The organism is Streptomyces sp. NPDC030814 (assembly GCF_055572155.1).
In genome coordinates this window covers 89654-115291 of sequence record NZ_JBVIDX010000020.1, presented here as the reverse complement: position 1 = coordinate 115291, position 25638 = coordinate 89654, and the positions used below count along the sequence as shown (strand labels likewise).

At 70.1% G+C, this 25638-nt stretch carries 22 protein-coding genes; 14 read left to right on the top strand and 8 right to left on the bottom strand.

The window, feature by feature from the left end:
• Positions 1–19: 19 nt before the first annotated feature.
• Positions 20–766: a polyphosphate--glucose phosphotransferase gene (ppgK, locus tag ACZ43N_RS32095; RefSeq protein ID WP_468102556.1), complete on the bottom strand. Its 747-nt coding sequence runs from the start codon at positions 764–766 to the stop codon at positions 20–22.
• 139 nt (positions 767–905) lie between these two features.
• Positions 906–1925 carry a 4-hydroxy-3-methylbut-2-enyl diphosphate reductase gene (locus tag ACZ43N_RS32090; protein WP_468102555.1) on the bottom strand — a complete coding sequence of 340 codons (1020 nt, stop codon included), beginning with the start codon at positions 1923–1925 and terminating at the stop codon, positions 906–908.
• Positions 1926–2236: 311 nt separating this feature from the next.
• Here ACZ43N_RS32090 and xseA point away from each other — a divergent pair, with 311 nt between their 5' ends.
• The 3 genes from xseA to ACZ43N_RS32075 all read left to right on the top strand — a co-directional run bounded on the left by xseA (position 2237) and on the right by ACZ43N_RS32075 (position 4534).
• The gene (gene xseA / locus ACZ43N_RS32085; protein WP_468102554.1) at positions 2237–3463 is read left to right on the top strand and encodes an exodeoxyribonuclease VII large subunit; all 1227 of its coding nucleotides are present in this window, start codon (positions 2237–2239) and stop codon (positions 3461–3463) included.
• Between the two features lie 10 nt (positions 3464–3473).
• Positions 3474–3764 (top strand): exodeoxyribonuclease VII small subunit, encoded by a 291-nt coding sequence (locus ACZ43N_RS32080; RefSeq protein ID WP_468102553.1) that lies wholly within the window; start codon positions 3474–3476, stop codon positions 3762–3764.
• Between the two features lie 179 nt (positions 3765–3943).
• The gene (locus ACZ43N_RS32075; RefSeq protein ID WP_468102552.1) at positions 3944–4534 is read left to right on the top strand and encodes a malonic semialdehyde reductase; all 591 of its coding nucleotides are present in this window, start codon (positions 3944–3946) and stop codon (positions 4532–4534) included.
• Between the two features lie 69 nt (positions 4535–4603).
• On the opposite strand, the gene ACZ43N_RS32070 is transcribed toward ACZ43N_RS32075, so the two are convergent.
• Positions 4604–5122: a DUF4245 domain-containing protein gene (locus tag ACZ43N_RS32070; RefSeq protein ID WP_468102551.1), complete on the bottom strand. Its 519-nt coding sequence runs from the start codon at positions 5120–5122 to the stop codon at positions 4604–4606.
• 125 nt (positions 5123–5247) lie between these two features.
• Between ACZ43N_RS32070 and glpX the strand changes: the two genes are divergently transcribed.
• Positions 5248–6282, top strand: coding sequence for a class II fructose-bisphosphatase (gene glpX, locus ACZ43N_RS32065; RefSeq protein WP_468102550.1), 1035 nt, complete (start codon positions 5248–5250; stop codon positions 6280–6282).
• Between the two features lie 263 nt (positions 6283–6545).
• Here glpX and ACZ43N_RS32060 read toward each other — a convergent pair whose 3' ends face one another.
• Positions 6546–6923: a WhiB family transcriptional regulator gene (locus ACZ43N_RS32060; protein ID WP_468074428.1), complete on the bottom strand. Its 378-nt coding sequence runs from the start codon at positions 6921–6923 to the stop codon at positions 6546–6548.
• A gap of 173 nt (positions 6924–7096) precedes the next feature.
• Positions 7097–7801, bottom strand: coding sequence for a DUF1707 SHOCT-like domain-containing protein (locus ACZ43N_RS32055; RefSeq protein WP_468102549.1), 705 nt, complete (start codon positions 7799–7801; stop codon positions 7097–7099).
• A gap of 205 nt (positions 7802–8006) precedes the next feature.
• Between ACZ43N_RS32055 and ACZ43N_RS32050 the strand changes: the two genes are divergently transcribed.
• The gene (locus ACZ43N_RS32050) at positions 8007–9674 is read left to right on the top strand and encodes a fumarate hydratase (RefSeq protein ID WP_468102548.1); all 1668 of its coding nucleotides are present in this window, start codon (positions 8007–8009) and stop codon (positions 9672–9674) included.
• 82 nt (positions 9675–9756) lie between these two features.
• Here the strand turns inward: ACZ43N_RS32050 and ACZ43N_RS32045 are convergent, their stop codons facing one another.
• On the bottom strand, positions 9757–10491 hold the full coding sequence (locus ACZ43N_RS32045) for a hypothetical protein (RefSeq protein ID WP_468102547.1): 735 nt from the start codon (positions 10489–10491) through the stop codon (positions 9757–9759).
• Between the two features lie 146 nt (positions 10492–10637).
• Here ACZ43N_RS32045 and ACZ43N_RS32040 point away from each other — a divergent pair, with 146 nt between their 5' ends.
• From ACZ43N_RS32040 to ACZ43N_RS32030, 3 genes are all read left to right on the top strand, one after another.
• Positions 10638–12023 (top strand): class II fumarate hydratase, encoded by a 1386-nt coding sequence (locus ACZ43N_RS32040; RefSeq protein ID WP_468102578.1) that lies wholly within the window; start codon positions 10638–10640, stop codon positions 12021–12023.
• Between the two features lie 114 nt (positions 12024–12137).
• A complete protein-coding gene (gene fomD, locus ACZ43N_RS32035) occupies positions 12138–12830 on the top strand; it encodes a cytidylyl-2-hydroxypropylphosphonate hydrolase (protein ID WP_468102546.1) in 693 nt (230 codons plus the stop codon).
• A 361-nt stretch (positions 12831–13191) separates the two neighbouring features.
• A complete protein-coding gene (locus ACZ43N_RS32030; RefSeq protein ID WP_468102545.1) occupies positions 13192–15306 on the top strand; it encodes an ATP-binding SpoIIE family protein phosphatase in 2115 nt (704 codons plus the stop codon).
• 161 nt (positions 15307–15467) lie between these two features.
• Here ACZ43N_RS32030 and ACZ43N_RS32025 read toward each other — a convergent pair whose 3' ends face one another.
• Complete coding sequence (locus ACZ43N_RS32025; RefSeq protein ID WP_468102544.1) at positions 15468–17825, bottom strand: transglycosylase domain-containing protein; 2358 nt, start codon at positions 17823–17825, stop codon at positions 15468–15470.
• Positions 17826–18158: 333 nt separating this feature from the next.
• Between ACZ43N_RS32025 and ACZ43N_RS32020 the strand changes: the two genes are divergently transcribed.
• Genes ACZ43N_RS32020 through ACZ43N_RS32010 form a run of 3 tightly spaced genes read left to right on the top strand, consistent with a single transcriptional unit; the run spans position 18159 to position 21720 of the window.
• Complete coding sequence (locus ACZ43N_RS32020) at positions 18159–18683, top strand: PadR family transcriptional regulator (RefSeq protein ID WP_055521151.1); 525 nt, start codon at positions 18159–18161, stop codon at positions 18681–18683.
• Positions 18680–19372, top strand: coding sequence for an ABC transporter ATP-binding protein (locus ACZ43N_RS32015; RefSeq protein ID WP_468102543.1), 693 nt, complete (start codon positions 18680–18682; stop codon positions 19370–19372). Before ACZ43N_RS32020 ends, ACZ43N_RS32015 begins: the two co-directional genes overlap by 4 nt.
• Complete coding sequence (locus ACZ43N_RS32010) at positions 19369–21720, top strand: ABC transporter permease (RefSeq protein WP_468102542.1); 2352 nt, start codon at positions 19369–19371, stop codon at positions 21718–21720. Before ACZ43N_RS32015 ends, ACZ43N_RS32010 begins: the two co-directional genes overlap by 4 nt.
• A gap of 22 nt (positions 21721–21742) precedes the next feature.
• On the opposite strand, the gene ACZ43N_RS32005 is transcribed toward ACZ43N_RS32010, so the two are convergent.
• Positions 21743–22678: a LysR substrate-binding domain-containing protein gene (locus ACZ43N_RS32005; protein ID WP_468102541.1), complete on the bottom strand. Its 936-nt coding sequence runs from the start codon at positions 22676–22678 to the stop codon at positions 21743–21745.
• Positions 22679–22853: 175 nt separating this feature from the next.
• On the opposite strand from ACZ43N_RS32005, the gene ACZ43N_RS32000 reads away from it, so the two are divergent.
• The 3 genes from ACZ43N_RS32000 (at position 22854) to ACZ43N_RS31990 (ending at position 25069) form a co-directional block, all read left to right on the top strand.
• Positions 22854–23408: a peroxiredoxin gene (locus ACZ43N_RS32000; protein ID WP_468102540.1), complete on the top strand. Its 555-nt coding sequence runs from the start codon at positions 22854–22856 to the stop codon at positions 23406–23408.
• Between the two features lie 7 nt (positions 23409–23415).
• Entirely contained in the window at positions 23416–23949 is a 534-nt protein-coding gene (locus tag ACZ43N_RS31995; RefSeq protein WP_468102539.1) for an alkyl hydroperoxide reductase, read from the top strand.
• A 340-nt stretch (positions 23950–24289) separates the two neighbouring features.
• Positions 24290–25069 carry a class I SAM-dependent methyltransferase gene (locus ACZ43N_RS31990; protein ID WP_468102538.1) on the top strand — a complete coding sequence of 260 codons (780 nt, stop codon included), beginning with the start codon at positions 24290–24292 and terminating at the stop codon, positions 25067–25069.
• Positions 25070–25638: the final 569 nt, after the last annotated feature.

The following is a 25638-nucleotide window of genomic DNA, read 5'->3' as shown; positions in this document are numbered from 1 at the left end:
TGACCGCGCCCCCGCGGGTTCAGCCTGCCTTCGCCGCCCTCATCGCCGCGCCCACGATGCCCGCGTTGTTCTGGAGCTGGGCCGGGACGATCTCGGCCTGGATGCCCTCGATCAGGTGCAGGAACTTGTGCGCCTTGCGGCTGACGCCGCCGCCGACGATGAAGAGCTCGGGGGAGAAGAGCATCTCCACATGGGCGAGGTACTTGGTGACGCGCCTGGCCCAGTGCTCCCAGGTCAGCTCGTGGTCGTCCTTGGCCTTCGTGGAGGCGCGGGTCTCCGCGTCATGGCCGCCCAGCTCCAGGTGGCCCAGTTCCGTGTTGGGGACGAGGACGCCGTCGGAGAAGACGGCGCTGCCGATGCCCGTGCCGAAGGTCAGCATGATGACGGTGCCCTGACGGTCGCGCCCTGCGCCGAACTGCATCTCGGCGACGCCCGCCGCGTCCGCGTCGTTCACCACCGTGACCGGGAGGCCGCCGAGCCGGTCGCCGAGCAGGGCGCGCGCGTCGACGTCGATCCAGCTCTTGTCGACGTTGGCCGCCGTACGGATCGTGGCGCCGCCCGTGACCACGCCGGGGAAGGTGATGCCGACCGGGCCGGTCCAGCCGAAGTGGTCGACGACCTCCTTCACCCCGTCGGCCACCGCGTCGGGCGTCGCCGGGTGCGGAGTCAGCACCTTGTACCGCTCGTCCGCCAGGTCGCCCAGGTCAAGGTCCACGGGAGCGCCCTTGATCCCGGATCCACCGATGTCCACGCCGAAGATGTGCATAGCCTTACGTTACGACGAACGACGGACAGTCACGGCCGGCGGCCACCCGGCCGCAGCCCGGCCGGGGAACCCTCACGTCCCCGTACGCGTACGGCCCCGGAACCTTCACGTTCCGGGGCCGTACGGAGACAGCCGGGGCTCAGGCGCCGGCGGCGCCCTGTCCGGTGCGCTCGGCTACCAGGGCGGCCGCCTCCTCGCGCAGGTCGCGGCGCAGCTCCTTCGGCAGCGAGAAGGTGATCGACTCCTCGGCGGCCTTGACCAGCTCGACGTCCTCGTAGCCCCGCTGGGAGAGCCACTCCAGGACCTCCTCGACGAGGACCTCCGGCACGGAGGCGCCCGAGGTGACACCGACCGTCTCCACGCCCTCCAGCCAGGCCTCGTCGATCTCGCTCGCGAAGTCCACGAGGTAGGCCTCGCGGGAGCCGGCGAGCTTGGCGACCTCGACGAGCCGCTTGGAGTTGGAGGAGTTGCGCGAGCCGACGACGATGACCAGCTCGGCCTGCGCGCCCATCTGCTTCACGGCGAGCTGACGGTTCTGCGTGGCGTAGCAGATGTCGTCGCTCGGCGGGGAGACGAGCAGCGGGAACTTCTCCTTGAGGGCGCCGACGGTCTCCATCGTCTCGTCGACGGAGAGCGTGGTCTGGGAGAGCCAGACGACCTTCGACGGGTCGCGGACCTCGACCTTCTCGACGTCACCGGGGCCGTCGACCAGCTGGATGTGGTCCGGGGCCTCGCCGGAGGTGCCGATGACCTCCTCGTGCCCCTCGTGGCCGATCAGGAGGATGTCGAAGTCCTCGCCCGCGTAGCGGATCGCCTCCTTGTGGACCTTGGTGACCAGCGGGCAGGTCGCGTCGATGGTGGCGAGCCTGCCGCGCTTCGCCTCCTCGTGGACCGTGGGGGCCACTCCGTGCGCCGAGAACATCACGATGTTGCCCTCGGGGACCTCTTCGGTCTGCTCGACGAAGATGGCGCCCTTCTTCTCCAGGGTCTGCACGACGTACTTGTTGTGGACGATCTCGTGGCGGACGTAGATCGGGGCCCCGTACTGCTCGAGGGCCTTCTCGACGGCGATCACGGCACGGTCGACACCCGCGCAGTAGCCGCGCGGAGCGGCGAGGAGGACACGGCGGCGGCCAGGCGAAGCGGTCATGGTCCCCATCGTAGGGGGTTCCCCGCGGAGGGCTCCGCCGTGGGAGCGGGGGGTGAGCTCGGGGGTGAACGTGGGTGTGCCGGGTGCGGGTGAGTGGGGGCTGTTCGCGCAGCTCCCCGCGCCCCTGAAAAGCGACCGGGGCTACGCCCCGTGCTTTTCCTATGAAGGGGCGGGCCGCAGGCCCGTTCCCTTCAGGAGCGCGGGGAACTGCGCGAGAAACCACGAACCACCCGCAAAACCACGAACCACCCGCACTCGCCGACGAACTGCGCACCCCCGAGCTATGAGGCGCTGTCGGCACCCCCCGTTACGCTCCCCACATGGCTCTCAACACGTCCGCCGACGCCCCCTTGCCCGTCGGCGAGGTCTCCCGGCTCATCGGCGGCTGGATCGACCGGCTCGGCTCGGTGTGGGTCGAGGGGCAGATCACGCAGCTGTCGCGGCGTCCGGGCGCCGGCGTCGTCTTCCTTACGCTGCGCGACCCGTCGCACGACATCTCCGTGAGCGTCACCTGCTACCGGCAGGTCTTCGACGCGATCGCGGACGTCGTCAGCGAGGGCGCCCGGGTCGTGGTGCACGCGAAGCCGGAGTGGTACGCGCCGCGCGGTCAGCTGTCCCTGCGGGCCACCGAGATAAGGCCGGTCGGGGTGGGTGAACTGCTCGCCCGGCTGGAGCAGCTGAAGAAGTCGCTGGCCGGCGAGGGGCTGTTCGCGCCGGAGCGGAAGAAGGCGCTGCCGTTCCTGCCGCAGCTGATCGGGCTGGTGTGCGGCCGGGCCTCCGCGGCCGAGCGGGACGTGCTGGAGAACGCCCGGCACCGCTGGCCGGCCGTCCGCTTCGAGGTGCGCAACGTCGCCGTGCAGGGTGTGCACGCGGTGCCGCAGGTCGTGCAGGCGGTGAAGGAGCTGGACGCGATGGAGGGCGTGGACGTCATCATCGTGGCGCGCGGCGGCGGCAGCGTGGAGGACCTGTTGCCGTTCTCCGACGAGCAGCTCGTCCGGGCGGTGGCGTCGTGCCGTACGCCGGTGGTGTCGGCGATCGGGCACGAGCCGGACACCCCGCTGCTGGACTACGTCGCGGACCTGCGGGCGTCCACGCCGACCGACGCGGCCAAGAAGGTCGTGCCGGACGTCGGCGAGGAGTACGAGCGGGTGCGGTGGCTGCGGGACCGGGCGCGGCGGTGCGTCCAGGCGCTCGTGGAGCGGGAGGAGCGGGGGCTCGCGCACGCCCTGGCGCGCCCCTCGATAGAGGATCCGCACCGCATGATCGACGAGCGGGCCGGCCAGGTGGTCTCGCTGCTCGACCGGGCTCGCCGGTGCCTCGGCCACCATCTGGACCGGTCCGTCTCGGAGCTGACGCACACGCACGCGCGCGTGGTGGCCCTCTCCCCCGCCGCGACCCTGAAGCGGGGGTACGCGGTGCTCCAGAGGGCGGACGGGCATGTGGTGCGCGCGCCCGAGGAGGTCACGGCCCAGGAGCCGTTGCGGGCGCGGGTGGCGGAGGGCGAGTTCGCCGTCCGGGTCGAGGGCACTGTCGGAGGGGACGCATAAGGTGGGCCGCATGACCAGCAACGTGAGCGAGGCCGAGGAGACCACCGTGACGGGCGGGGCGGCCGGACCGTCCGAGGCCGACCGTGCCCTCGGCTACGAGCAGGCGCGTGACGAGCTGATCGAGGTCGTCCGGCGACTGGAGGCGGGCGGTACGACGTTGGAGGAGTCCCTCGCACTGTGGGAGCGCGGCGAGGAACTGGCCAAGGTGTGCCGCCGCTGGCTGGACGGTGCGCGGGCGCGGCTGGACGCGGCGCTGGCGGAGGACGAGCAGGCGGACGCCGCCGGCGACGGGCAGGGCTGACCCAACCTTCCGGGCATCGCATACCTGCCAGGTCCCGCACCTGGGGAGACACCCCCGGTTCTTGTGAAGCCGATCACCGGTTCGTGTGAAGAGGATCACCCGACCCCGCTTTTGATTGAAATTTGAACTTCCATTGCGTACCTTCGAAGTCGTCAGCGCCGTCTTCCGAAGGTTGTTCCATGTCTCTCGTTCTCGACCCCGCCGCCCAGGACCTGCTGTTCCGCGAGGCGCACACCGCGAACGCGTTCACCGACGAGCCGGTCACCGACGAGCAGGTGCAGGCGATCTACGACCTGGTCAAGTACGGCCCGACCGCCTTCAACCAGACCCCGCTGCGCATCGTCCTGGTCCGCTCCGCCGAGGCCCGCGAGCGTCTGGTGCCGCACATGGCCGAGGGCAACCAGGCCAAGACCGCCACCGCCCCGCTGGTCGCGATCCTCGCCGCGGACAACGAGTTCCACGAGGAGCTGCCGAGCCTGTTCCCGGCGTTCCCGCAGGCCAAGGACCTCTTCTTCGCCGAGCGCCCGGCCCGTGAGGCCGCCGCCGGGCTGAACGCCGCCCTCCAGGCCGCGTACTTCATCATCGGTGTCCGCGCCGCGGGTCTCGCCGCCGGCCCGATGACCGGCTTCGACGCCGCGGGCGTCCAGAAGGAGTTCCTGGACGACGACCACACCCCGCTGATGGTCGTCAACATCGGCAAGCCGGGCGAGGGCGCCTCCTACCCGCGCTCCCCGCGCCTGGCCTACGACGACGTCATCACGACCGTCTGACACCGAGCACGACGCGGAAAGGGCCCCCGGCAAGGATCGCCGGGGGCCCTTTCCGCATGCGCGGGCGCCTCACTCCGTCCGCAGCGCCCGCGCCATCTTCGTCAGCTGCTCGAACGACGCGCTGCCCGCCACCACGGTGGTGGACCCCTCTCGCCGCAGGACGAGGGCGTCGTAGCGGTCGCCCTCGTAGCGGGTCCAGGTCTCGCCGCCGATCTCGTCGGTCGTGCCAGTCTTCTTCGCGTCCTGGGTGGCGTCCGGGATGAACCGGGACGGCTTCCCGGCGGACTGCTCGACGGCCACGTACTGACCGTCGGGGGCATGGAACCCGAGGTGCCAGTGGTCGGAGTCGGCGCCGCTGAAACGGACGGAGGTCGCCTTCCAGGTGTCGGGCAGGCCTACCGGCGCGGCCACCGGATAGGAGGCGGCACGGCGCGCCGTGAGCAGTTCGACGCGGTAGTCGACACGCTTGAGCTCCTGCTCGGTCTCGTCGTGCGGGATGAAGAGATAGATGACCCATGCCGCGAGCACGATGAGCCCCAGGGAGAGGACCATGTCGCGAACGGTCTGCTTGCCTTTCGTACCTGCCACGAACTCATCGTCGCAGGTGCACCGGTCTGCTCATCCGTGGGGTCCCCTGCTCAATTTGTCAGCCTGACGATAGAGTCGGCCCGAACCCTCATCCGGCCGTCGTCGTATCAGAAAGGTGCGCTCCGATGACCGAGAATCATCATCTGCCGTCCGAGCTCGAAGTCCCCTCCGAGGCCCCCGACCGCAACCTCGCCCTGGAGCTCGTACGGGTGACCGAGGCGGCCGCGATGGCCGCGGGCCGCTGGGTCGGCCGCGGGGACAAGAACGGTGCCGACGGCGCCGCCGTACGCGCCATGCGGACCCTCGTCTCCACCGTCTCGATGAACGGCGTCGTCGTCATCGGGGAGGGCGAGAAGGACGAGGCCCCGATGCTCTTCAACGGGGAGCGCGTCGGTGACGGGACCGGCCCGGAGTGCGACATCGCCGTGGACCCGATCGACGGCACGACACTGACGGCCAAGGGCATGACCAACGCGATCGCCGTGCTCGCGGCGGCCGACCGGGGCACGATGTTCGACCCGTCGGCCGTCTTCTACATGGACAAGCTCGTCACCGGCCCCGAGGCCGCCGACTTCGTCGACATCAACGCGCCGGTCTCGGTGAACATCCGCCGGGTCGCCAAGGCCAAGCGGTCCACGCCCGAGGACGTCACGGTCGTCATCCTCGACCGGCCGCGGCACGAGGGCATCATCAACGAGATCCGGGAGACCGGTGCGCGCATCAAGCTGATCTCGGACGGTGATGTCGCGGGCTCGATCCTGGCGCTGCGGGAGGGCACCGGGGTCGACATGCTGCTCGGCATCGGCGGTACGCCCGAGGGCATCATCTCGGCCTGCGCGGTGAAGTGCCTCGGCGGCACGATCCAGGGCAAGTTGTGGCCGAAGGACGACGAGGAGCGGCAGCGCGCCATCGACGCGGGGCACGACCTCGACCGGGTGCTGACCACGGACGACCTGGTGTCCGGGGAGAACGTGTTCTTCGTCGCCACGGGGATCACCGACGGTGAACTGCTCCGGGGTGTGCGGTACCGGTCGGAGACCGCGACGACCGACTCGATCGTGATGCGGTCGAAGTCGGGGACCGTGCGGCGGATCGACTCGGTGCACCGGCTGAGCAAGCTGCGGGCCTACAGCTCCATCGACTTCGAGAAGGCGAAGTAGCTCCGCCGGTCGAGCGGTGGGGATCAGAGGGACCGCGGTTGCCTGTCGGCTGCGGGGTTCGCCGTGGCTTGTCGCGCGCAGTTCCCCGCGGCCCGCACGGCCTTCGGGCGACCGGCATCACGAAGGCGCCGTCTTGTGCGGAGAGGGCGCCTTCCGGAGTTGACGGCTACCCGGCTGCCGCCGTCGTCCTCGCCGGCCCCTGGTCGGCACCACAAAGGCGCCCTCTGGTGCGGAAGAGGGCGCCCTCGGTGGAGCCGTCGATGTCAGCCGGCGGCGGCTATCGTCCCCGCTGCGCGCGCCGCCTTCTTCAACTCCAGGTCCCGGCGGCGCCTCCGGGCGAGCACCACTCGGCGTTCCGCCGCGGTAAGACCGCCCCAGACGCCGTACGGCTCCGGTTGCAGGAGTGCGTGTTCCCGGCACTCGACCATGACGGGGCAGCGGGCGCAGACGCGCTTGGCGGCCTCCTCGCGGGAGAGCCGGGCCGCGGTGGGTTCCTTGGAGGGGGCGAAGAACAGCCCGGCCTCGTCACGCCGGCACACGGCCTCCGTGTGCCACGGGGCGTCCTGATCCCTGTCTCGCACTGGCACCCGCTGGGGCGGAACGGCAGCGACCTGCAGGGACGAATGCGGCGGTTGCAGCACGGTCTACTCCTGACGACGGCTTCGCGAGCGAGAGACGATGCAGCAAGGCCTACCCGCTGTGCGCGGGCCTATGCACTGAGTCCCCAACCGCCGAAATTCAGGGCCTCACCAAGCGGTCACAAGCGGACCGAACCCCTTCGGGAACAGTCCGGGAGCGATCCGATTCACAAGCGTCAACGGTCCAGGTGTTTGCGCAAACCGCCGTCGACCTTGCGGGCGACATGATCGGTCACCCGGCCTAGGAGATCGGCGATCATCTTGCCCCGCTTGGGCTTCGCCTCGACGCTGCCGAGTACGGCGAAGCCGTCCACGTAGACCACGGGCGCGTCCGGCTCGCCGGAGTCCAGGTTGTCCACCTCGAAGGCGCCGAGGACACCACCGCCGCTGCCGCGCAGGGAAACGTTCTCCGGGACGCGGATCTCCACGCTGCCGAAGAGGGAGACGGCCCTGATCATCACCTGTCGGTGCTCGAAGAGGGCCTCGCTGAGGTCTATCTCGACGCTGCCGAATACGGCGTACGCGTGGATGCGGCGGCCGGCCCGCCAGCGGCCCTTGCGGACCGAGGAGCTGAAGACCGCGAGCAGACGCTCGTCCGCGTCGATCGGGATGGAGCCGGGGGCGGGGCGGTTGGGCACGGAGGACGGCGGCGGGTACGCCGACGGCTTGTGCGCGGCGGGCAGGTCCCGGATGAACACGTCCAGTGCGCCGACCGTCTTGGCGGCCAGCACACCCTCGACCCGCTCGGCGTGCTCCTCGGCGGTGAGGCGCCCCTCGGCGAGGGCGTCACGAAGGATGTCGGTGATGCGGTCACGGTCGGCGTCCGAGGCGCGCAACTCGGCGGCGGCTGCATGCGCTCCGGTCTGCTTCTGAAGGTCCACGACAGCAGCGTACCCATTCACGATAGATCGCGATAGACCCCGTCGGCGTGGAACTGAGCCTTACCTCACAAGCCCGCCGTCGGCGGCAGGTCCTACGCTGGTGGACGCCGCCGACGGAGGCCGGCCGCCGGTGTGAGCCACAGGCTCCGGCGCCCCGGAGGCGAGCCGCGTCTGAATCAGCCTGTCTAGTGAGGAATGGGCACCGATGCCTGAGTTCGAGTACACCGATCTGCTCCCCATGGGAGAGGACACCACTCCGTACCGGCTGGTGACCTCCGAGGGTGTCTCCACCTTCGAGGCCGACGGACGCACCTTCCTCAAGGTGGAGCCGGAGGCACTGCGCAAGCTGGCGGCCGAGGCCATCCACGACATCCAGCACTATCTGCGCCCGGCCCACCTGGCGCAGCTGCGCCGGATCATCGACGATCCCGAGGCATCCGGCAACGACAAGTTCGTCGCGCTGGACCTGCTGAAGAACGCGAACATCGCGGCGGCCGGCGTCCTGCCGATGTGCCAGGACACCGGCACGGCGATCGTCATGGGCAAGCGCGGCCAGAACGTCCTCACCGAGGGCGGGGACGAGAAGGCGCTCTCGCAGGGCATCTACGACGCGTACACCAAGCTCAACCTGCGCTACTCCCAGATGGCTCCGCTCACCATGTGGGAGGAGAAGAACACCGGCTCCAACCTCCCGGCGCAGATCGAGCTGTACGCGACGGACGGCGGCGCGTACAAGTTCCTGTTCATGGCCAAGGGCGGCGGCTCCGCCAACAAGTCGTTCCTCTACCAGGAGACGAAGGCCGTCCTGAACGAGGCCTCCATGATGAAGTTCCTGGAGGAGAAGATCCGTTCCCTGGGCACCGCCGCCTGCCCGCCGTACCACCTCGCGATCGTCGTGGGCGGTACGTCCGCCGAGTACGCGCTCAAGACCGCCAAGTACGCCTCCGCGCACTACCTGGACGAGATCCCCGCCGAGGGTTCGCCGCTCGGGCACGGCTTCCGCGACAAGGAGCTGGAGGAGAAGGTCTTCGAGCTGACGCAGAAGATCGGCATCGGCGCGCAGTTCGGCGGCAAGTACTTCTGCCACGACGTGCGTGTGGTGCGTCTCCCCCGGCACGGCGCGTCCTGCCCGGTCGCCATCGCCGTGTCCTGCTCCGCCGACCGCCAGGCCGTCGCGAAGATCACCGCCGAGGGCGTCTTCCTGGAGCAGTTGGAGACGGACCCGGCTCGGTTCCTGCCGGACACCACGGACGAGCACCTCGACGAGGCCGGCGACGTCGTGCGGATCGACCTCAACCAGCCGATGGACGACATTCTCGCCGAGCTGACCAAGTACCCGGTCAAGACCCGGCTGTCGCTCTCCGGTCCGCTGGTCGTGGCCCGTGACATCGCGCACGCCAAGATCAAGGAGCGGCTGGACGCGGGCGAGGAGATGCCGCAGTACCTGAAGGACCACCCGGTGTACTACGCGGGTCCGGCGAAGACCCCCGAGGGGTACGCCTCCGGTTCCTTCGGCCCGACGACGGCCGGCCGCATGGACTCCTACGTGGAGCAGTTCCAGGCGGCGGGCGGCTCCAAGGTGATGCTGGCGAAGGGCAACCGCTCGCAGCAGGTCACCGATGCCTGCGGCACGCACGGCGGCTTCTACCTGGGCTCCATCGGCGGCCCCGCGGCCCGCCTCGCCCAGGACTGCATCAAGAAGGTCGAGGTCGTCGAGTACGAGGAGCTCGGCATGGAGGCCGTCTGGAAGATCGAGGTCGAGGACTTCCCGGCGTTCATCGTCGTCGACGACAAGGGCAACGACTTCTTCAAGGACCCGGCGCCCGCCCCGACGTTCACGACCATCCCGGTCCGCGGGCCGGGCCTGGCCTAGGCCGGACGATGCCCGCGCCCCCGGAGGCTTCGCCTTCCGGGGGCGCGGGCATCCGTACGAGCCGTGGTCGCCCGGCGGGCCGTCAGCCCAGCTTGGCGATCTGCGCGTCGGCGATCTCGGCCGGGAAGTCGAAGTCCTTGCCCGTGGCGAGGGATCCGATGTTCAGCGCGGTGAAGTAGGCCACCGTGGCGCCCTTGCGGACCACGACGACCTTCATCGGGACCTTGGCCTCCTCGGCCTCGGAGACGACGTCGAGGGCCACCGCCTCGTCGGCGCCACCGGGAGCCTCGGTCTTCGCGACCTTGGTGACCTGCTGGTCCGTGCCGTCGGCGGTCACCTTGAAGCCCTTGGCGCAGGCGTCCACGGACTTGGTCAGGGAGGCCAGCGCGGCCTCGGCGCCGTCGCCCTCGTAGGAGGACAGACGGATCAGGGTGCGGGTGACGTCGAGGCTCTTGGGGTCCGCGGCGTTCGGCACACTGGCCGTCTCACGCTGCACGGTGGCGCCGGGCCGGTCGACGACCGAGCCGATCGTCGCGTACGCCAGCGGGGCGCACGCCTTGTCCTCGGTGGTGATGTCCTTCTGCTCGACGGTGACGGTGGGGGCGGTGACCTTGTGCCCCTTGACGTCGCCGTCCTTCAGCACGACCTTCTCCAGGTCCGCGGCGGACAGGGCGGGCGTCTTCTTCCCGGCGGAGCCGGAGCCACCCTTGCCCGTCTCCTTCCCGTCCTCGCCGGAGTCCGAGCAGCCGGCCAGCAGGGTCAGCGACAGGACAGCGACACCGGCCGCGCAGGACCGGCGTATGACAGCGCTTCTCAATGCACGTTCTTTCGTCGGAGTTCGTCGACCGTTGGGTCGACGCGGTGACGCTACTGCACACCGCCGACAAGGGCCCACGCGATCGCGCCCTCACTCGTACGAGGGAAGCCGGGAACATCGTGACGGGCCCGGACGCTGTACGGGTCATGAGTGACTACCGCGTCGAACACGACTCCATGGGCGAGGTCCGGGTCCCCGCGGACGCCAAGTGGCGTGCGCAGACCCAGCGGGCGGTCGAGAACTTCCCGGTCTCGGGGCAGCGCCTCGAGCGCGCCCACATCGAGGCCCTGGCGCGGATCAAGGGCGCCGCGGCGAAGGTCAACGCCGAGCTGGGAGTGCTCGACAAGGACATCGCCGAGGCCGTGCAGGACGCGGCGGAGGAGGTCGCGGAGGGCCGGTGGGACGACCACTTCCCGGTGGACGTGTTCCAGACCGGCTCCGGGACGTCGTCGAACATGAACACCAACGAGGTCATCGCCACCCTGGCGACCGAGCGGCTGGGCCGGGCCGTCCACCCCAACGACCACGTCAACGCCTCGCAGTCGTCCAACGACGTCTTCCCCTCCTCCCTCCACATCGCCGCCACCGCCGCCGTCACCCACGACCTGATCCCGGCGCTCGAACACCTCGCGGCCGCGCTCTCCCGCAAGGCGGAGGAGTTCGCGGACGTCGTGAAGTCCGGCCGTACACATCTGATGGACGCCACACCGGTCACGCTCGGCCAGGAGTTCGGCGGATACGCGGCCCAGATCCGGTACGGCGTGGAGCGGCTGCAGGCGTCGCTGCCCCGGCTCGCCGAACTGCCCCTGGGGGGTACGGCCGTGGGGACGGGCATCAACACCCCGCCCGGGTTCTCCGCCGCCGTGATCGCCGAGGTCGCGCGGGTCACCGGGCTGCCGCTGACCGAGGCGCGGGACCACTTCGAGGCACAGGGCGCGCGGGACGGCGTCGTCGAGACGTCCGGCCAGCTCCGTACGATCGCCGTGTCCCTCACCAAGATCGCCAATGATCTGCGGTGGATGGCGTCCGGGCCGCGCACCGGCCTCGCGGAGATCTCCCTGCCGGATCTCCAGCCGGGCTCCTCGATCATGCCCGGCAAGGTCAACCCAGTGATCCCGGAGGCCGTCCTCATGGTCGCCGCCCAGGTCACGGGCAACGACACGACGGTTTCCGTCGCGGGCGCCTCCGGCAACTTCGAGCTCAACGTCATGCTGCCGGTCATCGCGAAGAACGTACTGGAGTCGATCCGGCTGCTGGCGAACGTCTCCCGGCTGCTCGCCGACCGGACCGTGGACGGGATCGTCGCCCACCGGGAGCGGGCCCGGGAGTACGCCGAGTCGTCGCCGTCGGTGGTCACACCGCTCAACAAGTACATCGGGTACGAGGAGGCGGCGAAGGTCGCCAAGAGGTCGCTGGCCGAGCGGAAGACCATCCGGGAGGTCGTCCTGGAGAGCGGATACGTGGACCGCGGCGATCTGACGGTGGAACAACTCGACGAGGCACTGAATGTCCTGAGGATGACGCGGCCGTGACAGGACGGCGCGGGGCGGCGGCCCCGGATGACGCACGGGTTACCGATTCCCGCCCAGGCGTGAACCATGACCGGCACCGCAGCGTCATATGCGCATGACACCTAATATCTGTGCATGGCGGATGGTGGAGCGGTGAGACGAGTGGAAGTGGGCGGCCCGACGGCGTTCTGGGAGCCGGGACATCACATCCTGTGGCGCTACCGGGAGAACGCGGGCGAGCGCTTCCACATCGCACGCCCCGTCACGGTGGTCCGTGACGACGAGGAACTGCTGGCCGTGTGGATGGCCCCCGGCACCGAGTGCGTGAAGCCCGTCCTCGCCGACGGCACCCCCCTGCACGCGGAGCCGCTCGCCACCCGCTACAAGAAGCCGCGCGAGGTACAGCGGGACCGGTGGTTCGGCACGGGTGTGCTGAAGCTGGCCCGGCCGGGCCAGCCGTGGTCGGTGTGGCTGTTCTGGGAGCCTGGTTGGCTTTTCAAGAACTGGTACGTCAATCTCGAGACGCCGCTGGCCCGTTGGGACGGCGGCGTGGACTCCGTGGACCATTTCCTGGACATCTGCGTGTATCCGGACCGGTCCTGGGACTGGCGTGACGAGGACGAGTTCGCCCAGGCCCAGCAGGACGGGCTGATGGACGGTCACGCGGCGGAACAGGTGCGGGAGGCGGGGCGATCGGCGGTGGAGACGATCCGCGCCTGGGGCCCGCCGTTCTCGGACGGATGGCAGCACTGGCGCCCGAATCCCGCGTGGGGAGTACCGTCTCTCCCTGACGACTGGGACCGCACGCCTGCGCACTTGTCCTCATGAGACCCTTGATGCGCCCCCGGTCCACAACCGTAGGATCGTCCTCCGCGAGGATGCCGAGGGGCAAATCCGGCAGTTCGCACAGTGCTTGACCATACGTCACCGAGGGGCGGCAGGACGTGATCAAGGGGTACGAGGGCCACACCGGCAGAAACCGGAGAAGGCCAGACGGACGGTCAGTACTGTCGTTCGGCCGGTCCGCAGGTACCGTGTGTGGCACAGGAACTGCCTCTGACCACGCGGGAAATCCGTTCCGGGGGCACCTAATCCGGGTATCGGCCTTTCTGCGGGACGAAGTATCGGGTTTGCTGCGGGACGAACTGCGCGTGACTCGCGCAGCCCCGGACGGATGGATTCGACACGCGTGACGGAGCACCCCACCTCCCACGAGCGCCCTCAGAGCGGCGCCGGCCCCGCGGATGCCCGCGGGGCGGTCCTGCGTACCCAGGAGCCGCTGCGCACGGCGCCCGCCACGGCCTTACCCGCACAGGCACGCATGGGTGACGCGCAGGCCCGCACGGGCGACGCGGCCGCCGAGCCGGGCACGGCGACCCCGTGCCCGAAGAGCGGCGAGGCCCCTTCGGAGCACGCCCAGCCGGCGCTCTCCGAGCACTCACAGCCTGCGGCCACCGAGCCCGATCCGCACCGCCCGCGCCCGGCACCGGAGACCATTCCGGCGCAGCCCGGCGGCGACGCGGAGCGGTCCGCGGGCGCGGCCGGCGGTGTGGAGCGGCGCGGCGGGCAGGGTGTCCCGCCGGGCGCCCCCATGCCGATGCGGCGGGACGGCGACCGGCTGCGGTTCGTGGGCGCCGCGACCCGTCGGATCGCCCGCGGCATCGACCTGGACGAGATCGTCATGGGGCTGTGCCGGGCGACCGTGCCGACGTTCTCCGACGCGATCCTCGTCTATCTGCGCGAGCCGCTGCCCGTCGGCGACGAGCGGCCCACCGGGCCCATGGTGCTGCGGCTGCGCCGCACCGACCGGATCCCCGAGGAGCGGGACACCGAGGGCGGCTTCATGCCCGCGCTCCAGCCCGAGCCCGCCGATCTGGCGGTCGTCACCGCCGAGCAGTGCGAGGTGCGTCCCGGCGGGGCGCTCGCCGAGGTGCTGCGCGGGGTACGGCCGGTCTTCGCGGACGCGCCCGCCGCGCAGGACGCGCTGCCGGAACTGCTCGGCCCGGACGCCGAGCTGACGGTGCCGACGGGACAGCGGGCGATCCTCGCCCCGCTGCGCGGCAGGCGCCGGGTGATCGGCGCGGCCGTGTTCCTGCGCCGGCCCGAGCGGATGGCGTTCGAGCAGGACGACCTGCTGGTCGCCGCCCAGCTCGCCACGCACAGCGCGCTCGGCATCGACAAGGCGGTGCTGTACGGGCGTGAGGCGTACATCGCCGACGAGTTGCAGCGCACGATGCTGCCGGAGGCGTTGCCGAAGTGCACCGGTGTCCGGCTCGCGCACCGGTATCTGCCGGCCGCGGAGACGGCACGGGTCGGCGGTGACTGGTACGACGCGATTCCCCTGCCGGGGAGCCGGGTCGCGCTGGTCGTGGGCGATGTCATGGGCCACTCGATGACGTCCGCCGCGATCATGGGCCAGCTGCGGACGACCGCGCAGACGCTGGCCGGTCTCGACCTTCCTCCGCAGGAGGTGCTGCACCACCTCGACGAGCAGGCGCAGCGGCTGGGCACGGACCGGATGGCGACCTGTCTGTACGCCGTCTACGACCCGGTCTCGCACCGCATCACCATCGCCAACGCCGGGCATCCGCCACCGGTGCTGCTGCATCTGGGCGGCCGTGCCGAGGTGCTGCGGGTGCCGCCGGGGGCGCCGATCGGTGTGGGCGGGGTGGACTTCGAGGCGGTGGAGCTGGACGCGCCGGCCGGGGGCACGCTGCTGCTGTACACCGACGGGCTGGTGGAGTCCCGGCTCAGGGACGTGTGGACCGGGATAGAGCAGCTTCGCGAGAAGCTCGCCGCGACCGCGCAGTTGACCGGGCCGGACCATCCGCCGCCGCTGGAAGCCCTGTGCGACGAGGTGCTCGACATGCTCGGACCGGGTGACCGGGACGACGACATCGCGCTGCTCGCCGCACGGTTCGATGGAATCGCTCCCAGTGATGTCGCCTACTGGTTCCTGGAGCCGGAGGAGATGGCTCCGGGGCGGGCCCGTCGTCTCGCTCGTCATGCCCTGTCCCGCTGGGGGCTGGAGGAACTGACCGACTCGGTCGAGTTGTTGATCAGCGAGGTCGTGACGAACGCGGTGCGGTACGCCACTCGGCCGGTGACGCTGCGGTTGCTGCGGACCGATGTACTGCGGTGCGAGGTGACCGACGACGTGCCTCAGCTGCCGCGGCTGAGGCAGGCCCGGGCGACCGACGAGGGCGGGCGCGGGCTCTACCTCGTCAACCGGCTGGCGAAGCGGTGGGGAGCGACCCGGCTGAGTGCGGGGAAGGTGGTCTGGTTCGAGCTGAACCAGGCGTGAGCGCTCCGCGGTGTTGAGCCGGTCACAGCTCGGGGCCAACCGTTGTCTGCGGACTGCGGACTGCGGGTTGCGTGTGGTTGATCGCGCAGTTCCCCGCGCCCCTGAACAAGAGAGGGGGCGCCCGGTTTTCACCGGGCGCCCCCTCTGTGTGTTGCCTTTGGCTAGCCGCCTGACTGTGGGTCGTTCGGGTCCGGTGGCAGGTCGATCTCGCCGTCGCTGGGGGTCTCCTCCGGCGTGGTCTCGGGAGTCTCCTCAGGCGTCGTCTCGGGGGACTTCGACGGGCTCGCCTCCGGGGACTTCGACGGGCTCGCCTCCGGGGACTCCGACGGGCTCGCCTCCGGGGACTCCGACGGGGTCGGGCTCGGGCTCGGGGACTCCGTCGGCTCGACCGCGGCGCCCTGGGTGGTCTCCAGGTCGAACTTGGTCTTCTCACCCATCACGCCGAAGGTGTACGTGGCCCAGATCTGGGCGGGGAAGCCACCGCCGTTGACGCGTTCGACACCGGCCGCCCTGTACATCGGGACGTGCTTGCCGTTCTTGCTCATGTCCTCGCCGAAGAGGCCGACGGAGGTCACCAGGTTCGGGGTGTAGCCGGTGAACCAGGCGGAGCGGTTCTCGTCGGAGGTACCCGTCTTGCCGGCGACCTGCTGGCCGCGCCGGGCCGGGTTGTCCCGGACGGAGATCTTGGCCGTACCGTCGTCGACCACGCCCGTGAGGACCGAGGTGACCGTGTCGGCCGCCTCGCGGGAGATGACCTGCTCGCCAAGCGCCGAGGGCACGTCGACCGCGCCGTCCCGGTGGGTGGCCGAGGCGAGGATGGTCGGGGTCACCTTCTTGCCGTGGTTGTCGAGGGTGGCGTAGATGCCGGCCATCTCCAGCGGGCTCGCGCCCATGGAGCCGAGGGTCTGGGCGGGCACCGCCTGCATGCCCTCGGTGTCCATGCCGAGCTTCCCGGCGACCTCCATGACCCTCTCCATCCCGACGTCGACGCCCATCTGGGCGAAGACGGAGTTGATGGACTTGTTCATGGCGACCTGCACGCTGACGTCGCCGTAGTCGACGTTGTCCTCGTTGGGCGGAGCGAAACCGACCTTGGTGCCGTTGTCGACGACCTGGTGCCGGCTGTCGCCGTCGTAGATCGTGTTCGCGGCGATCGGGTCGCCGTCCTGGGTCTCGGCATCTCCGTCCACGGCGGCGGCGAGGATCACCGGCTTGAAGGTGGAGGCCGGCTGGTAGTCCCGGCGCGTGGCGTTGTTCTGGTAGTGCTTCACGTAGTCGACGCCGCCGTACATGGCGAGGACCTTGCCGGACTTCGGGTCGACGGAGACGGCGCCGGCCTGGATGTACGCGTCGACCTTGCGCTTCTTGGGGTCGAGCTTGCTGGTGAGCCGCTGCTTGACGGCCTTCTCCAGCGCGGTCTGCTTCTTCGGGTCGATGTTGAGCTTGATGGTCCAGCCGCCCTTGTCGATGAGCGCTGTGGCCTGCTCACGGTCGTCCACCCTGTCGCTGGCGACGAGCTGGCGGGCCAGCTCGCTGTTGGCCGCCTCGACCAGATAGCCGGTCTGCCCGGCCATGTCGGGTGCGGCCTGCGGCGGCTTCAGCTTCGGGAACTTCATGTCCCTGCGCTCGGCGGCGTCCAGCCACTTCATTTCGACCATGTTGTCCAGGACGTAGTTCCAGCGCGCCATGACCAGCTTCCTGCCGGTCGGGGTGGCGACGGCCAGGTCGTACTGGCTGGGGGCCTGGAGGAGGGCGGCGAGGTACGCGCCCTCGGCGACGGTGAGTTTGCTGGCGTCCTTGCGGTAGTACGCCTGGGCCGCCGCCTGGATACCGGAGGCGCCGCGGCCGTAGTAGCTGGTGTTGATGTAGCCCGCGAGGATGTAGTCCTTGGACTTCTCCCGTTCCAGCTTCAGGGAGATGACCAGCTCGTTGAGCTTGCGGGTCACCGTCTGGTCCGAGGTCAGATAGAAGTTCTTGACGTACTGCTGGGTGATCGTCGAGCCACCCTGCTTGCCCTTGCCGGACAGGGTGTTGATCAGACCGCGGGTCATGCCCTTGAAGTCGACACCGGGGTCGTTGTAGAACGTCTTGTTCTCGGCGGCGACGAAGGTCTTCTGGACCGGCTTGGGCACGACCGAGAGGTCGACGATCTCACGGTTGGTCGATCCCGTCCGGGCGAGGATCTTGCCGTTCTTGAACTCGTAGACGTTGCTTTCCTTGGTCGCGTCCGGGTTCCCCTTGGGGATCTCGATCATCAGATACAGAACGACGAACGCGCCCATCATGAGCAGGCACAGGCCGAAGAACGTGCCGAGGATCTTCTTCCAGGTGAAGAAGCGGCGTACACCGGTCTTCTTCTTTTTCCCGCCGCCCTTGGCCGCGGCCCGGGCGGCCGCCCGTCCGCCGCCCTCGGGCGAGCCTATGACCGTGGTCGTCCCCGCCGCACCGCCGGACGAGCGCCTGGGCGCCGCGCGGCGACCGCCGCGTTGCCGCGCTCGTCTTTCTTCCGCTCGTCCCATGGCTCCGGTCCGCTCCGCCTCTGCTCGGTCTCGTACGTCACTCAGGTCAATGCCAGCTCAGCAAGCTAACACCGAGGACTGTGACAAAGAGGAGTCGGTACGGCCCGGTCCGGCGTGACAATGCGCACGCGGTACGGAACCTCGCATACCTCGTCCCACCGGAACGGACGTTCCAGCAGGGCCGATGGTTGCCCCAGCAGGCCCACCAGTTACGGGCCGCCGCGGTGACAGAACCGCGACATTCGCTGGTGACCTGGGGCGGATCCACCAGCCGTCGCGACCTATACACGGTAGGTATACGTGGCGTGTATACGCGGTGTGTACAGTCAGGTCATGTCCATCGGTCACACACTCCTGGGACTCCTGGAGTCCGGGCCCCGACACGGTTACGACCTGAAGCGGGCCTTCGACGAGAAGTTCGGTCACGACCGGCCGCTGCACTACGGCCAGGTCTACTCGACGATGTCCAGGCTGCTGAAGAACGGCCTGGTCGAGGTCGACGGCATAGAGCCCGGCGGCGGCCCCGAGCGCAAGCGGTACGCGATCACCGAGGCGGGCATCACCGATGTCCAGCGGTGGCTCGCGACGCCGGAGAAGCCCGAGCCGTATCTGCAGTCGACCCTCTACACGAAGGTCGTGCTCGCCCTGCTCACTCACCGGGACGCCGCGGACATCCTCGACACCCAGCGCTCCGAGCACCTGCGCATGATGCGCATCCTCACGGACCGCAAGCGCAAGGGCGATCTCGCCGACCAGCTGATCTGCGACCACGCCCTGTTCCACCTGGAGGCCGACCTGCGATGGCTGGAGCTGACCGCCGCCCGACTGGGCAAGCTGGCCGAGGTGGTGACCCGATGACCCCGCCGCCCGCCGGCTCCCTGCTCGTCGCGACCGACCTGCGCAAGGCGTACGGTCCGACCACCGCGCTGGACGGCGCCGAGTTCTCCATCCACCCCGGCGAGGTCGTCGCGGTGATGGGGCCCTCCGGCTCCGGCAAGTCGACCCTGCTGCACTGTCTCGCCGGGATCGTGACGCCCGACTCCGGGTCGATCGCGTACAACGGCCGCGAGATGGCCACCATGAACGACGCCCAGCGCAGCGCGCTCAGGCGCAGCGACTTCGGGTTCGTCTTCCAGTTCGGCCAGCTGGTGCCCGAACTGACCTGCCTGGAGAACGTGGCGCTGCCGCTCCGGCTCAACGGCACCTCCCGCAAGGAGGCCGAGCGGACCGCGCTGTCCTGGATGGCGCGCCTGGAGGTCGACGACCTCGCCCGCAAGCGTCCCGGTGAGGTCTCCGGCGGTCAGGGTCAGCGGGTCGCGGTGTCCCGGGCACTGGTCACCAGCCCTCGGGTGCTGTTCGCGGACGAGCCCACCGGCGCGCTCGACTCGCTCAACGGCGAGCGCGTGATGGAACTGCTCACGGAGGCGGCCCGGTCCACCAACGCGGCGGTCGTCCTGGTCACGCACGAGGCGCGGGTGGCCGCGTACTCCGACCGCGAGATCGTCGTACGGGACGGCAAGTCGCGGGACATGGAGCGCGTCATATGAGCGCTGCCGCCGGCCAGTGGTACCGGGACCTGGCGATGGGCGTGCGGTTCACCTTCACCGGGGGCCGTGAGGGATGGGTGCGCGCCGTGCTCACCGCGTTCGGCGTGGGCCTCGGGGTGGCGCTGCTCCTGCTCACCGCGGCCGTGCCGAACGTGATGTCCATGCGGGACGCCCGCGAGGAGGCCCGCCAGGACCGGGGGATCGGCTACCTCGAGAACAACGCCGTGTCCAAGCCGACCGCCAGGAGTCTGCTCGTCGCCGACACCGACACCGAGTACCGGCACCAGGAGATCCGCGGACGGCTCCTCGAACCCGAGGGCGCCGACGCGCCGCCGCCGCCGGGGGTCGCGAAGTTCCCGGCTCCGGGCGAGATGGTCGTCTCCCCCGCCCTCGCGGAGCTGCTGAGGTCCGACGCCGGGAAACTCCTGCACGACCGGCTGCCGTACAAGACGGTGGGCACCATTGGCCAGGCCGGGCTCATCGGTTCGGGCGACCTCGCCTACTACGCCGGCGCCGAGGGACTCGCCCAGCGGATCGAGGGCTCGGTGGTGGCCCGCATCGACCAGTTCGGTTCGTCGACGGACCAGCCCGAGGAGGAGGTCGACCCGATCCTGCTCCTGCTCACTCTCGTCGTCTTCGTCGTGCTGCTGATGCCGGTCGCCGTCTTCATCGCCACGGCCGTACGGTTCGGCGGCGAGCGGCGCGACCGCAGGCTCGCGGCGCTCCGGCTGGTCGGCTCCGACAGTCGTATGACCCGCCGGATCGCGGCGGGCGAGGCCCTCGCGGGTTCCGTCCTGGGACTGCTCTTCGGCACCGGGTTCTTCCTCCTCGGCAGGGAGGTCGCCGGGTCGGTCGAGGTGTTCGACGTCAGCGTGTTCCCCAGCGACCTCAACCCCTCCCCCGGTCTCGCCCTGCTGGTCGCGCTCGCCGTCCCGGCCGCCGCCGTCCTCGTCACGCTGTTCGCGCTGCGCGGGGTCGTCATCGAACCTCTCGGCGTGGTCCGCACGGCCAAACCGGCCCGCCGCAGGCTCTGGTGGCGGCTGCTGCTGCCGCTGGCCGGTCTCGCCCTGCTCTACCCGATGCTCGGCCAGGGCTCGGAGAACGGGGAGTTCAACGAGTACATGGTGATCGGCGGTGTCGTCCTGCTGCTGTTCGGCGTCACCGCGCTGCTGCCGTGGGTCGTCGAGGCGTTCGTCGCCCGGCTGGGCTCCGGTGCGGTCTCCTGGCAGCTGGCGGTACGCCGGCTCCAGTTGAGCAGCGGCTCCGCGGCCCGCATGGTCAACGGCATCGCGGTGGCGGTGGCCGGCGCGATCGCCCTGCAGATGCTGTTCTCCGGGGTCGAGGGCCGTTTCACCGAATCGACCGGCAAGGACACAGCGCGGGCCCAGATGGAGCTGGCCCTCCCGCCGGACCTCCCGGTGAGCGAGGCCGGCGAGAAGCTGAAGCGGGCCGAGGGCGCGGCGGCCACCGCGGCGCTGTCCACCTCGACGGTCTCCCGCGAAGCCAAGGACCCGGAGGAATCGACGGAGGTGACCGTCGGCGACTGCGCCGCGCTGCGCGAACTCGCGAGGATCCCCTCGTGCCGCGACGGCGACGTCTTCGTGATGCCCGACCCGGCCGACCCGAGCGTGACGAATCTCGCCACCGCGGGCCGCACCCTGTACTTCGACCCGTCCTTCAGCGGGGAGGACCCGGGCGCCGAGATCGCCTGGAAGCTGCCGGCCGAGGTGAAGCAGGTGTCCGAGCGCGCCCACTCGCTGCGGAGCGGGATGTCGGGGCTGATGGCGACCCCGGGCGCCCTGCCCGCGAAGACCGGGCCCCTTTTCTACAGCACCGTGTACGTACGGACGGACCCCACCGTCCCGGACGCGCTCGACGAGGTGCGCAACGCGGCCGTGGCGATCGACCCGCTCATCCGGACCTGGGAGTGGGAGTCGACCCGGCGGCTGGACCAGTTCGAGGACATCCGCACCGGTCTGCTGGTCGGCGCGACCGCCGTGCTCGCACTGATCGGCGCGAGCCTCCTCGTGTCCCAGCTGGAGCAGCTCCGGGAACGCAAGAAGCTGCTGTCCGCGCTGGTCGCGTTCGGCACCCGGCGCCGCACCCTCGGCCTGTCCGTGCTGTGGCAGACGGCGATCCCGATCACCATCGGCCTCGCCCTCGCCCTGGCGGTCGGTCTGACCCTGGGCGCCGTCCTGCTGAAGATGTCGAACGTCGGCGTGGCGGTCGACTGGGCGAGCGTGCTGTCGATGACGGGCATCGGCGCGGGTGTGGTCGTCCTGGTCACGGCCCTGAGCATGCCGCCGCTGCTGAGGCTGATGCGGCCGGAGGGGCTGCGCACGGAGTAGTCCGGCCCGTTCGGGGGTGCGGCTACAGCACCCGGACCGGCAACGGCCGCAGCGCCTGCCCGAGCGCTGCGGCCAGTTCCTCGTACTCGGCCCCCCGCGCCGCCCCCGTCCGCATGGCCAGGGCGACGCGGCGGCTCGGCGCCGGGTGCGCGAAGCGCCCCGTCAGCAGCTGCGGATTCCGGCCCGTCTCCACCGTCACGGCCGTCCGGGGCAGCAGCGTCACCCCGAGCCCGCCGGCGACCAGTTGGACGAGGGTGGAGAGACCGGCCGCGGTCGTGGTGACCGGGACATCGTCGCGGCCGGCCTCCCGGCAGATGTCCAGGGCCTGGTCACGCAGACAGTGCCCCTCGTCGAGCAGCAACAGGTTCAGCGCGCGCAGCGCCTCACGCGGGATGCCCTCCTGGCCGCCCAGTTCATGGCCGAGCGGGGTGACGAGCACGAAGTCCTCGTCGAAGAGCGGCAGTTCGGTGACGCCGGGGACGCCCAGCGGCACGGCGAGGAGCAGCAGGTCGAGCCGGCCGGTGGTGAGGCCGTCGAGCAGGTTCGCGGTCTGCTCCTCGTGCACCTGGAGGTCGAGGTCCGGGTAGCGCTCGTGGACGAGGTTGAGGACCGTCGGCAGCAGATACGGCGCCACCGTGGGGATCACGCCCAGCCGCAGCGCCCCCGTGAAGGGCGCCCGCAGTGCCTCGGCCTCCTCCGTCAGCGCCGCGACCTCCGCCAGCACCGCCCGCGCCCGTACGGCCAGTCGCTCACCGGCGGGTGAGAGCAGCACCTTGCGGGTGGTCCGCTCCACCAGCGTCACGCCCAGCGTCTCCTCCAGCGCGGAGACGGCCCCGGAGAGGGCCGGCTGGCTCATCCCTATCGCGGTCGCGGCGTCCCGGAAGTGCAGATGCTCGGCGACGGCCGCGAAGGCCCGCAGCTGGGAGAGGCTGGGCCGGCGACGGACGGCGCCGTTCACGGGAGGCCGCACCTATACCCCCACCTTTCACTGACAGTTACTGATAACCACATACGATCAATCCGACCGAGTGTAGCTATTTCATTGATCAATGCACCCTGTGCCACCATCGTGATCGTCCAACCCGTCGGAAACCCCTGGTCCAAGGGGTGTTTTCGCGTTGCAAGGAGAGCCTGTGCTCACTGTCGGTGACAAGTTCCCCGAGTTCGATCTGATGGCCTGTGTCTCGCTGGAGAAGGGCAAGGAGTTCCAGCGGATCAACCACAAGACCTACGAGGGTCAGTGGAAGATCGTGTTCGCATGGCCCAAGGACTTCACCTTCGTGTGTCCCACCGAGATCGCCGCGTTCGGCAAGCTGAACGACGAGTTCGCCGACCGCGACGCCCAGGTCCTCGGCTTCTCCGGCGACTCCGAGTTCGTCCACCACGCCTGGCGCAAGGACCATGACGACCTGCGCGACCTGCCGTTCCCGATGATGGCCGACTCCCGGCACGAGCTGATGCGGGACCTCGGCATCGAGGACGAGGAGGGCTTCGCCAAGCGCGCGGTCTTCATCGTGGACCAGAACAACGAGATCCAGTTCGCCATGGTGACCGCGGGGTCGGTGGGCCGTAACCCCAAGGAGGTCCTGCGGGTCCTGGACGCCCTGCAGACCGACGAGCTCTGCCCGTGCAACTGGACCAGGGGTGACGAGACACTGGACCCCGTCAAGCTGCTGGCCGGGGAGTAAGGCTGCCATGTCCCTCGACGCTCTGAAGTCCGCGATACCGGACTACGCCAAGGACCTCCGTCTCAACCTGGGGTCCGTCATCGGCAACTCCGAACTGCCCGCGCAGCAGCTGTGGGGCACCGTGCTCGCCACGGCCATCGCCTCGCGGTCGGCCGTGGTGCTGCGGGAGCTCGCGCCGGAGGCCAAGGCGAACCTGTCGCCCGAGGCCTACACGGCGGCGAAGTCCGCGGCGGCGGTGATGGCGATGAACAACGTCTTCTACCGGACGCGGCATCTGCTCTCGGACCACGAGTACGGCAACCTGCGGGCCGGGCTGCGGATGAACGTGCTCGGCAACCCCGGGGTCGACAAGGTCGACTTCGAGCTGTGGTCCTTCGCGGTGTCCGCGATCAACGGCTGCGGGCTGTGTCTCGACTCGCACGAGCAGGTCCTGCGCAAGGCCGGGGTCGGCCGGGAGACCGTGCAGGAGGCGTTCAAGATCGCGTCGGTGATCCAGGCGGTGGGGGTCACCTTGGAGGCGGAGACGATTCTCCGCGATTAGGGGGTGTGGTGAAAGTCCAGTGCGGTGCCCGCGGTTTCCGGTGCGTGGCCTCGGCGTGCCGGACGAAGGCCCTTGTAGCGGCGCTACGTGGGTCTTTGGCCGGTGCGGCGAGGGTGCGTGCCGGGCGCCGTGGGTGCTGTGCGGGACTTTCACACAACACCCCCTAGGCCCCTGGGGCGCCTTGGGGGGGCGGGGGTGCGGCGGCGACCGCGCGTACGTCGGGGTTGTTCGCGCAGTTCCCCGCGCCGCTGAAGGGGGCCTGCGGCCCCCTTCAGCGGGTGGCAGGCCCCGCTGAAAAGCGCTCGCGTCCGGGCACGCCCCCTTGGAAAAATCCCTGCCCATGGCTGATCTCCCTTCCCGTACGTTCGAAGAGCTCGTCGCCGAAGGCGACGCCGTGCCGACCGCGGGGTGGGACTTCTCCTGGTTCGAGGGGCGGGCCACCGAGGCCCGGCCCTCGTGGGGGTACGCGCGGGGGATGGCCGAGCGGCTGGGGCGGGCGTCGGCCGCGCTGGACATCCAGACCGGGGGTGGGGAGGTGCTGGATTCCGCCCCTCGGCTGCCCCGGCTGACCGTCGCCACGGAAGGCTGGCCGCCGAACGTCGCGAAGGCCACCGCCCTGCTGCACCCGCGCGGCGCGGTGGTCGTCGCCAGCCCGGAGGACGCACCGCTGCCCTCCGCGGACGAGGCCTTCGACCTGGTCACCAGTCGGCACCCGGTCCGGGCGCACTGGCCGGAGATCGCCCGTGTGCTCAGGCCGGGCGGCACCTACTTCGCCCAGCATGTGGGGCCGGCCAGCGTCTTCGAACTCGTCGAGCACTTCACCGGTCCGCAGCCGGAGGAGGTCCGAGGCGGCCGGCACCCGGACCGGGAGCGCGCCGACGCCGAGGCCGCGGGGCTGGAGATCGTGGAGCTGCGGGCCGAGCGGCTGCGGATGGAGTTCTACGACATCGCCGCCGTGGTGCACTTTCTGAGGAAGGTCGTGTGGATGGTGCCCGGATTCACCGTCGACGCGTATCTGCCACAGCTGCGCTCCCTCCACGAACGGATCGAGAGGGAGGGGTGTTTCGTCGCTCACAGCGCCCGCCATCTCTTCGAGGCCCGCAAGCCGGCGGGCGCGTGACCGATCAGGCGTGCGAGGCGCCCGCCCGCAGCCTTCCCTTTCGCCAACTCCCGCTGCGGATATGGACGCTTCGAGGTGCATCCGGGTGAGCTGACCGGGTGAAGGGAGGCCCGCCCGGTCCCCTGCGGCACGACCGTGCCATACCCCCTGGTTCTCACATCGTTATGGCCCGCGACTTGGCTTGGACGACCCTCCTCGCGTAGGTTCAGACCAAGGTAATTCGCGTGAGCAAAGCTGCGCGGGCGGCACCGCGCAGTGGAGGGGGCTGCGCGGTGCCGTGAACCGGTGGCCGTGTCAAGTGGGTGTTCCGTGCCCCTTCACCCACATGAGGGCGCTCCGCCGACTCTCGACGGGAGTCGCACAAGAATGCGCGAACCCCATGGTTCCGCCGGATTTCCCCTTCTTTCCCTTGGAATCCGTCGCGATCCGGCCATGATCCCCCTCGATCACACCCTGAATGGCCCCTTCCGTGCTCACCCTGGCGCTGTCATCCGACTCCGCAGAGTAGTTGTGGCACGCCGATGCGCGCAGCATCACTCACGAAGGGTTATGGTGGAAACCCCCCCTCG

Coding starts and splice junctions, on each gene's coding strand:
- ppgK (WP_468102556.1), bottom strand. CDS start 766: ATGCACATCTTCGGCGTGGACATCGGTGGATCCGGGATCAAGGGCGCT.
- ACZ43N_RS32090 (WP_468102555.1), bottom strand. CDS start 1,925: ATGGGGACCATGACCGCTTCGCCTGGCCGCCGCCGTGTCCTCCTCGCC.
- xseA (WP_468102554.1), top strand. CDS start 2,237: ATGGCTCTCAACACGTCCGCCGACGCCCCCTTGCCCGTCGGCGAGGTC.
- ACZ43N_RS32080 (WP_468102553.1), top strand. CDS start 3,474: ATGACCAGCAACGTGAGCGAGGCCGAGGAGACCACCGTGACGGGCGGG.
- ACZ43N_RS32075 (WP_468102552.1), top strand. CDS start 3,944: ATGTCTCTCGTTCTCGACCCCGCCGCCCAGGACCTGCTGTTCCGCGAG.
- glpX (WP_468102550.1), top strand. CDS start 5,248: ATGACCGAGAATCATCATCTGCCGTCCGAGCTCGAAGTCCCCTCCGAG.
- ACZ43N_RS32050 (WP_468102548.1), top strand. CDS start 8,007: ATGCCTGAGTTCGAGTACACCGATCTGCTCCCCATGGGAGAGGACACC.
- ACZ43N_RS32040 (WP_468102578.1), top strand. CDS start 10,638: ATGAGTGACTACCGCGTCGAACACGACTCCATGGGCGAGGTCCGGGTC.
- fomD (WP_468102546.1), top strand. CDS start 12,138: ATGGCGGATGGTGGAGCGGTGAGACGAGTGGAAGTGGGCGGCCCGACG.
- ACZ43N_RS32025 (WP_468102544.1), bottom strand. CDS start 17,825: ATGGGACGAGCGGAAGAAAGACGAGCGCGGCAACGCGGCGGTCGCCGC.
- ACZ43N_RS32020 (WP_055521151.1), top strand. CDS start 18,159: ATGTCCATCGGTCACACACTCCTGGGACTCCTGGAGTCCGGGCCCCGA.
- ACZ43N_RS32015 (WP_468102543.1), top strand. CDS start 18,680: ATGACCCCGCCGCCCGCCGGCTCCCTGCTCGTCGCGACCGACCTGCGC.
- ACZ43N_RS32010 (WP_468102542.1), top strand. CDS start 19,369: ATGAGCGCTGCCGCCGGCCAGTGGTACCGGGACCTGGCGATGGGCGTG.
- ACZ43N_RS31995 (WP_468102539.1), top strand. CDS start 23,416: ATGTCCCTCGACGCTCTGAAGTCCGCGATACCGGACTACGCCAAGGAC.
- ACZ43N_RS31990 (WP_468102538.1), top strand. CDS start 24,290: ATGGCTGATCTCCCTTCCCGTACGTTCGAAGAGCTCGTCGCCGAAGGC.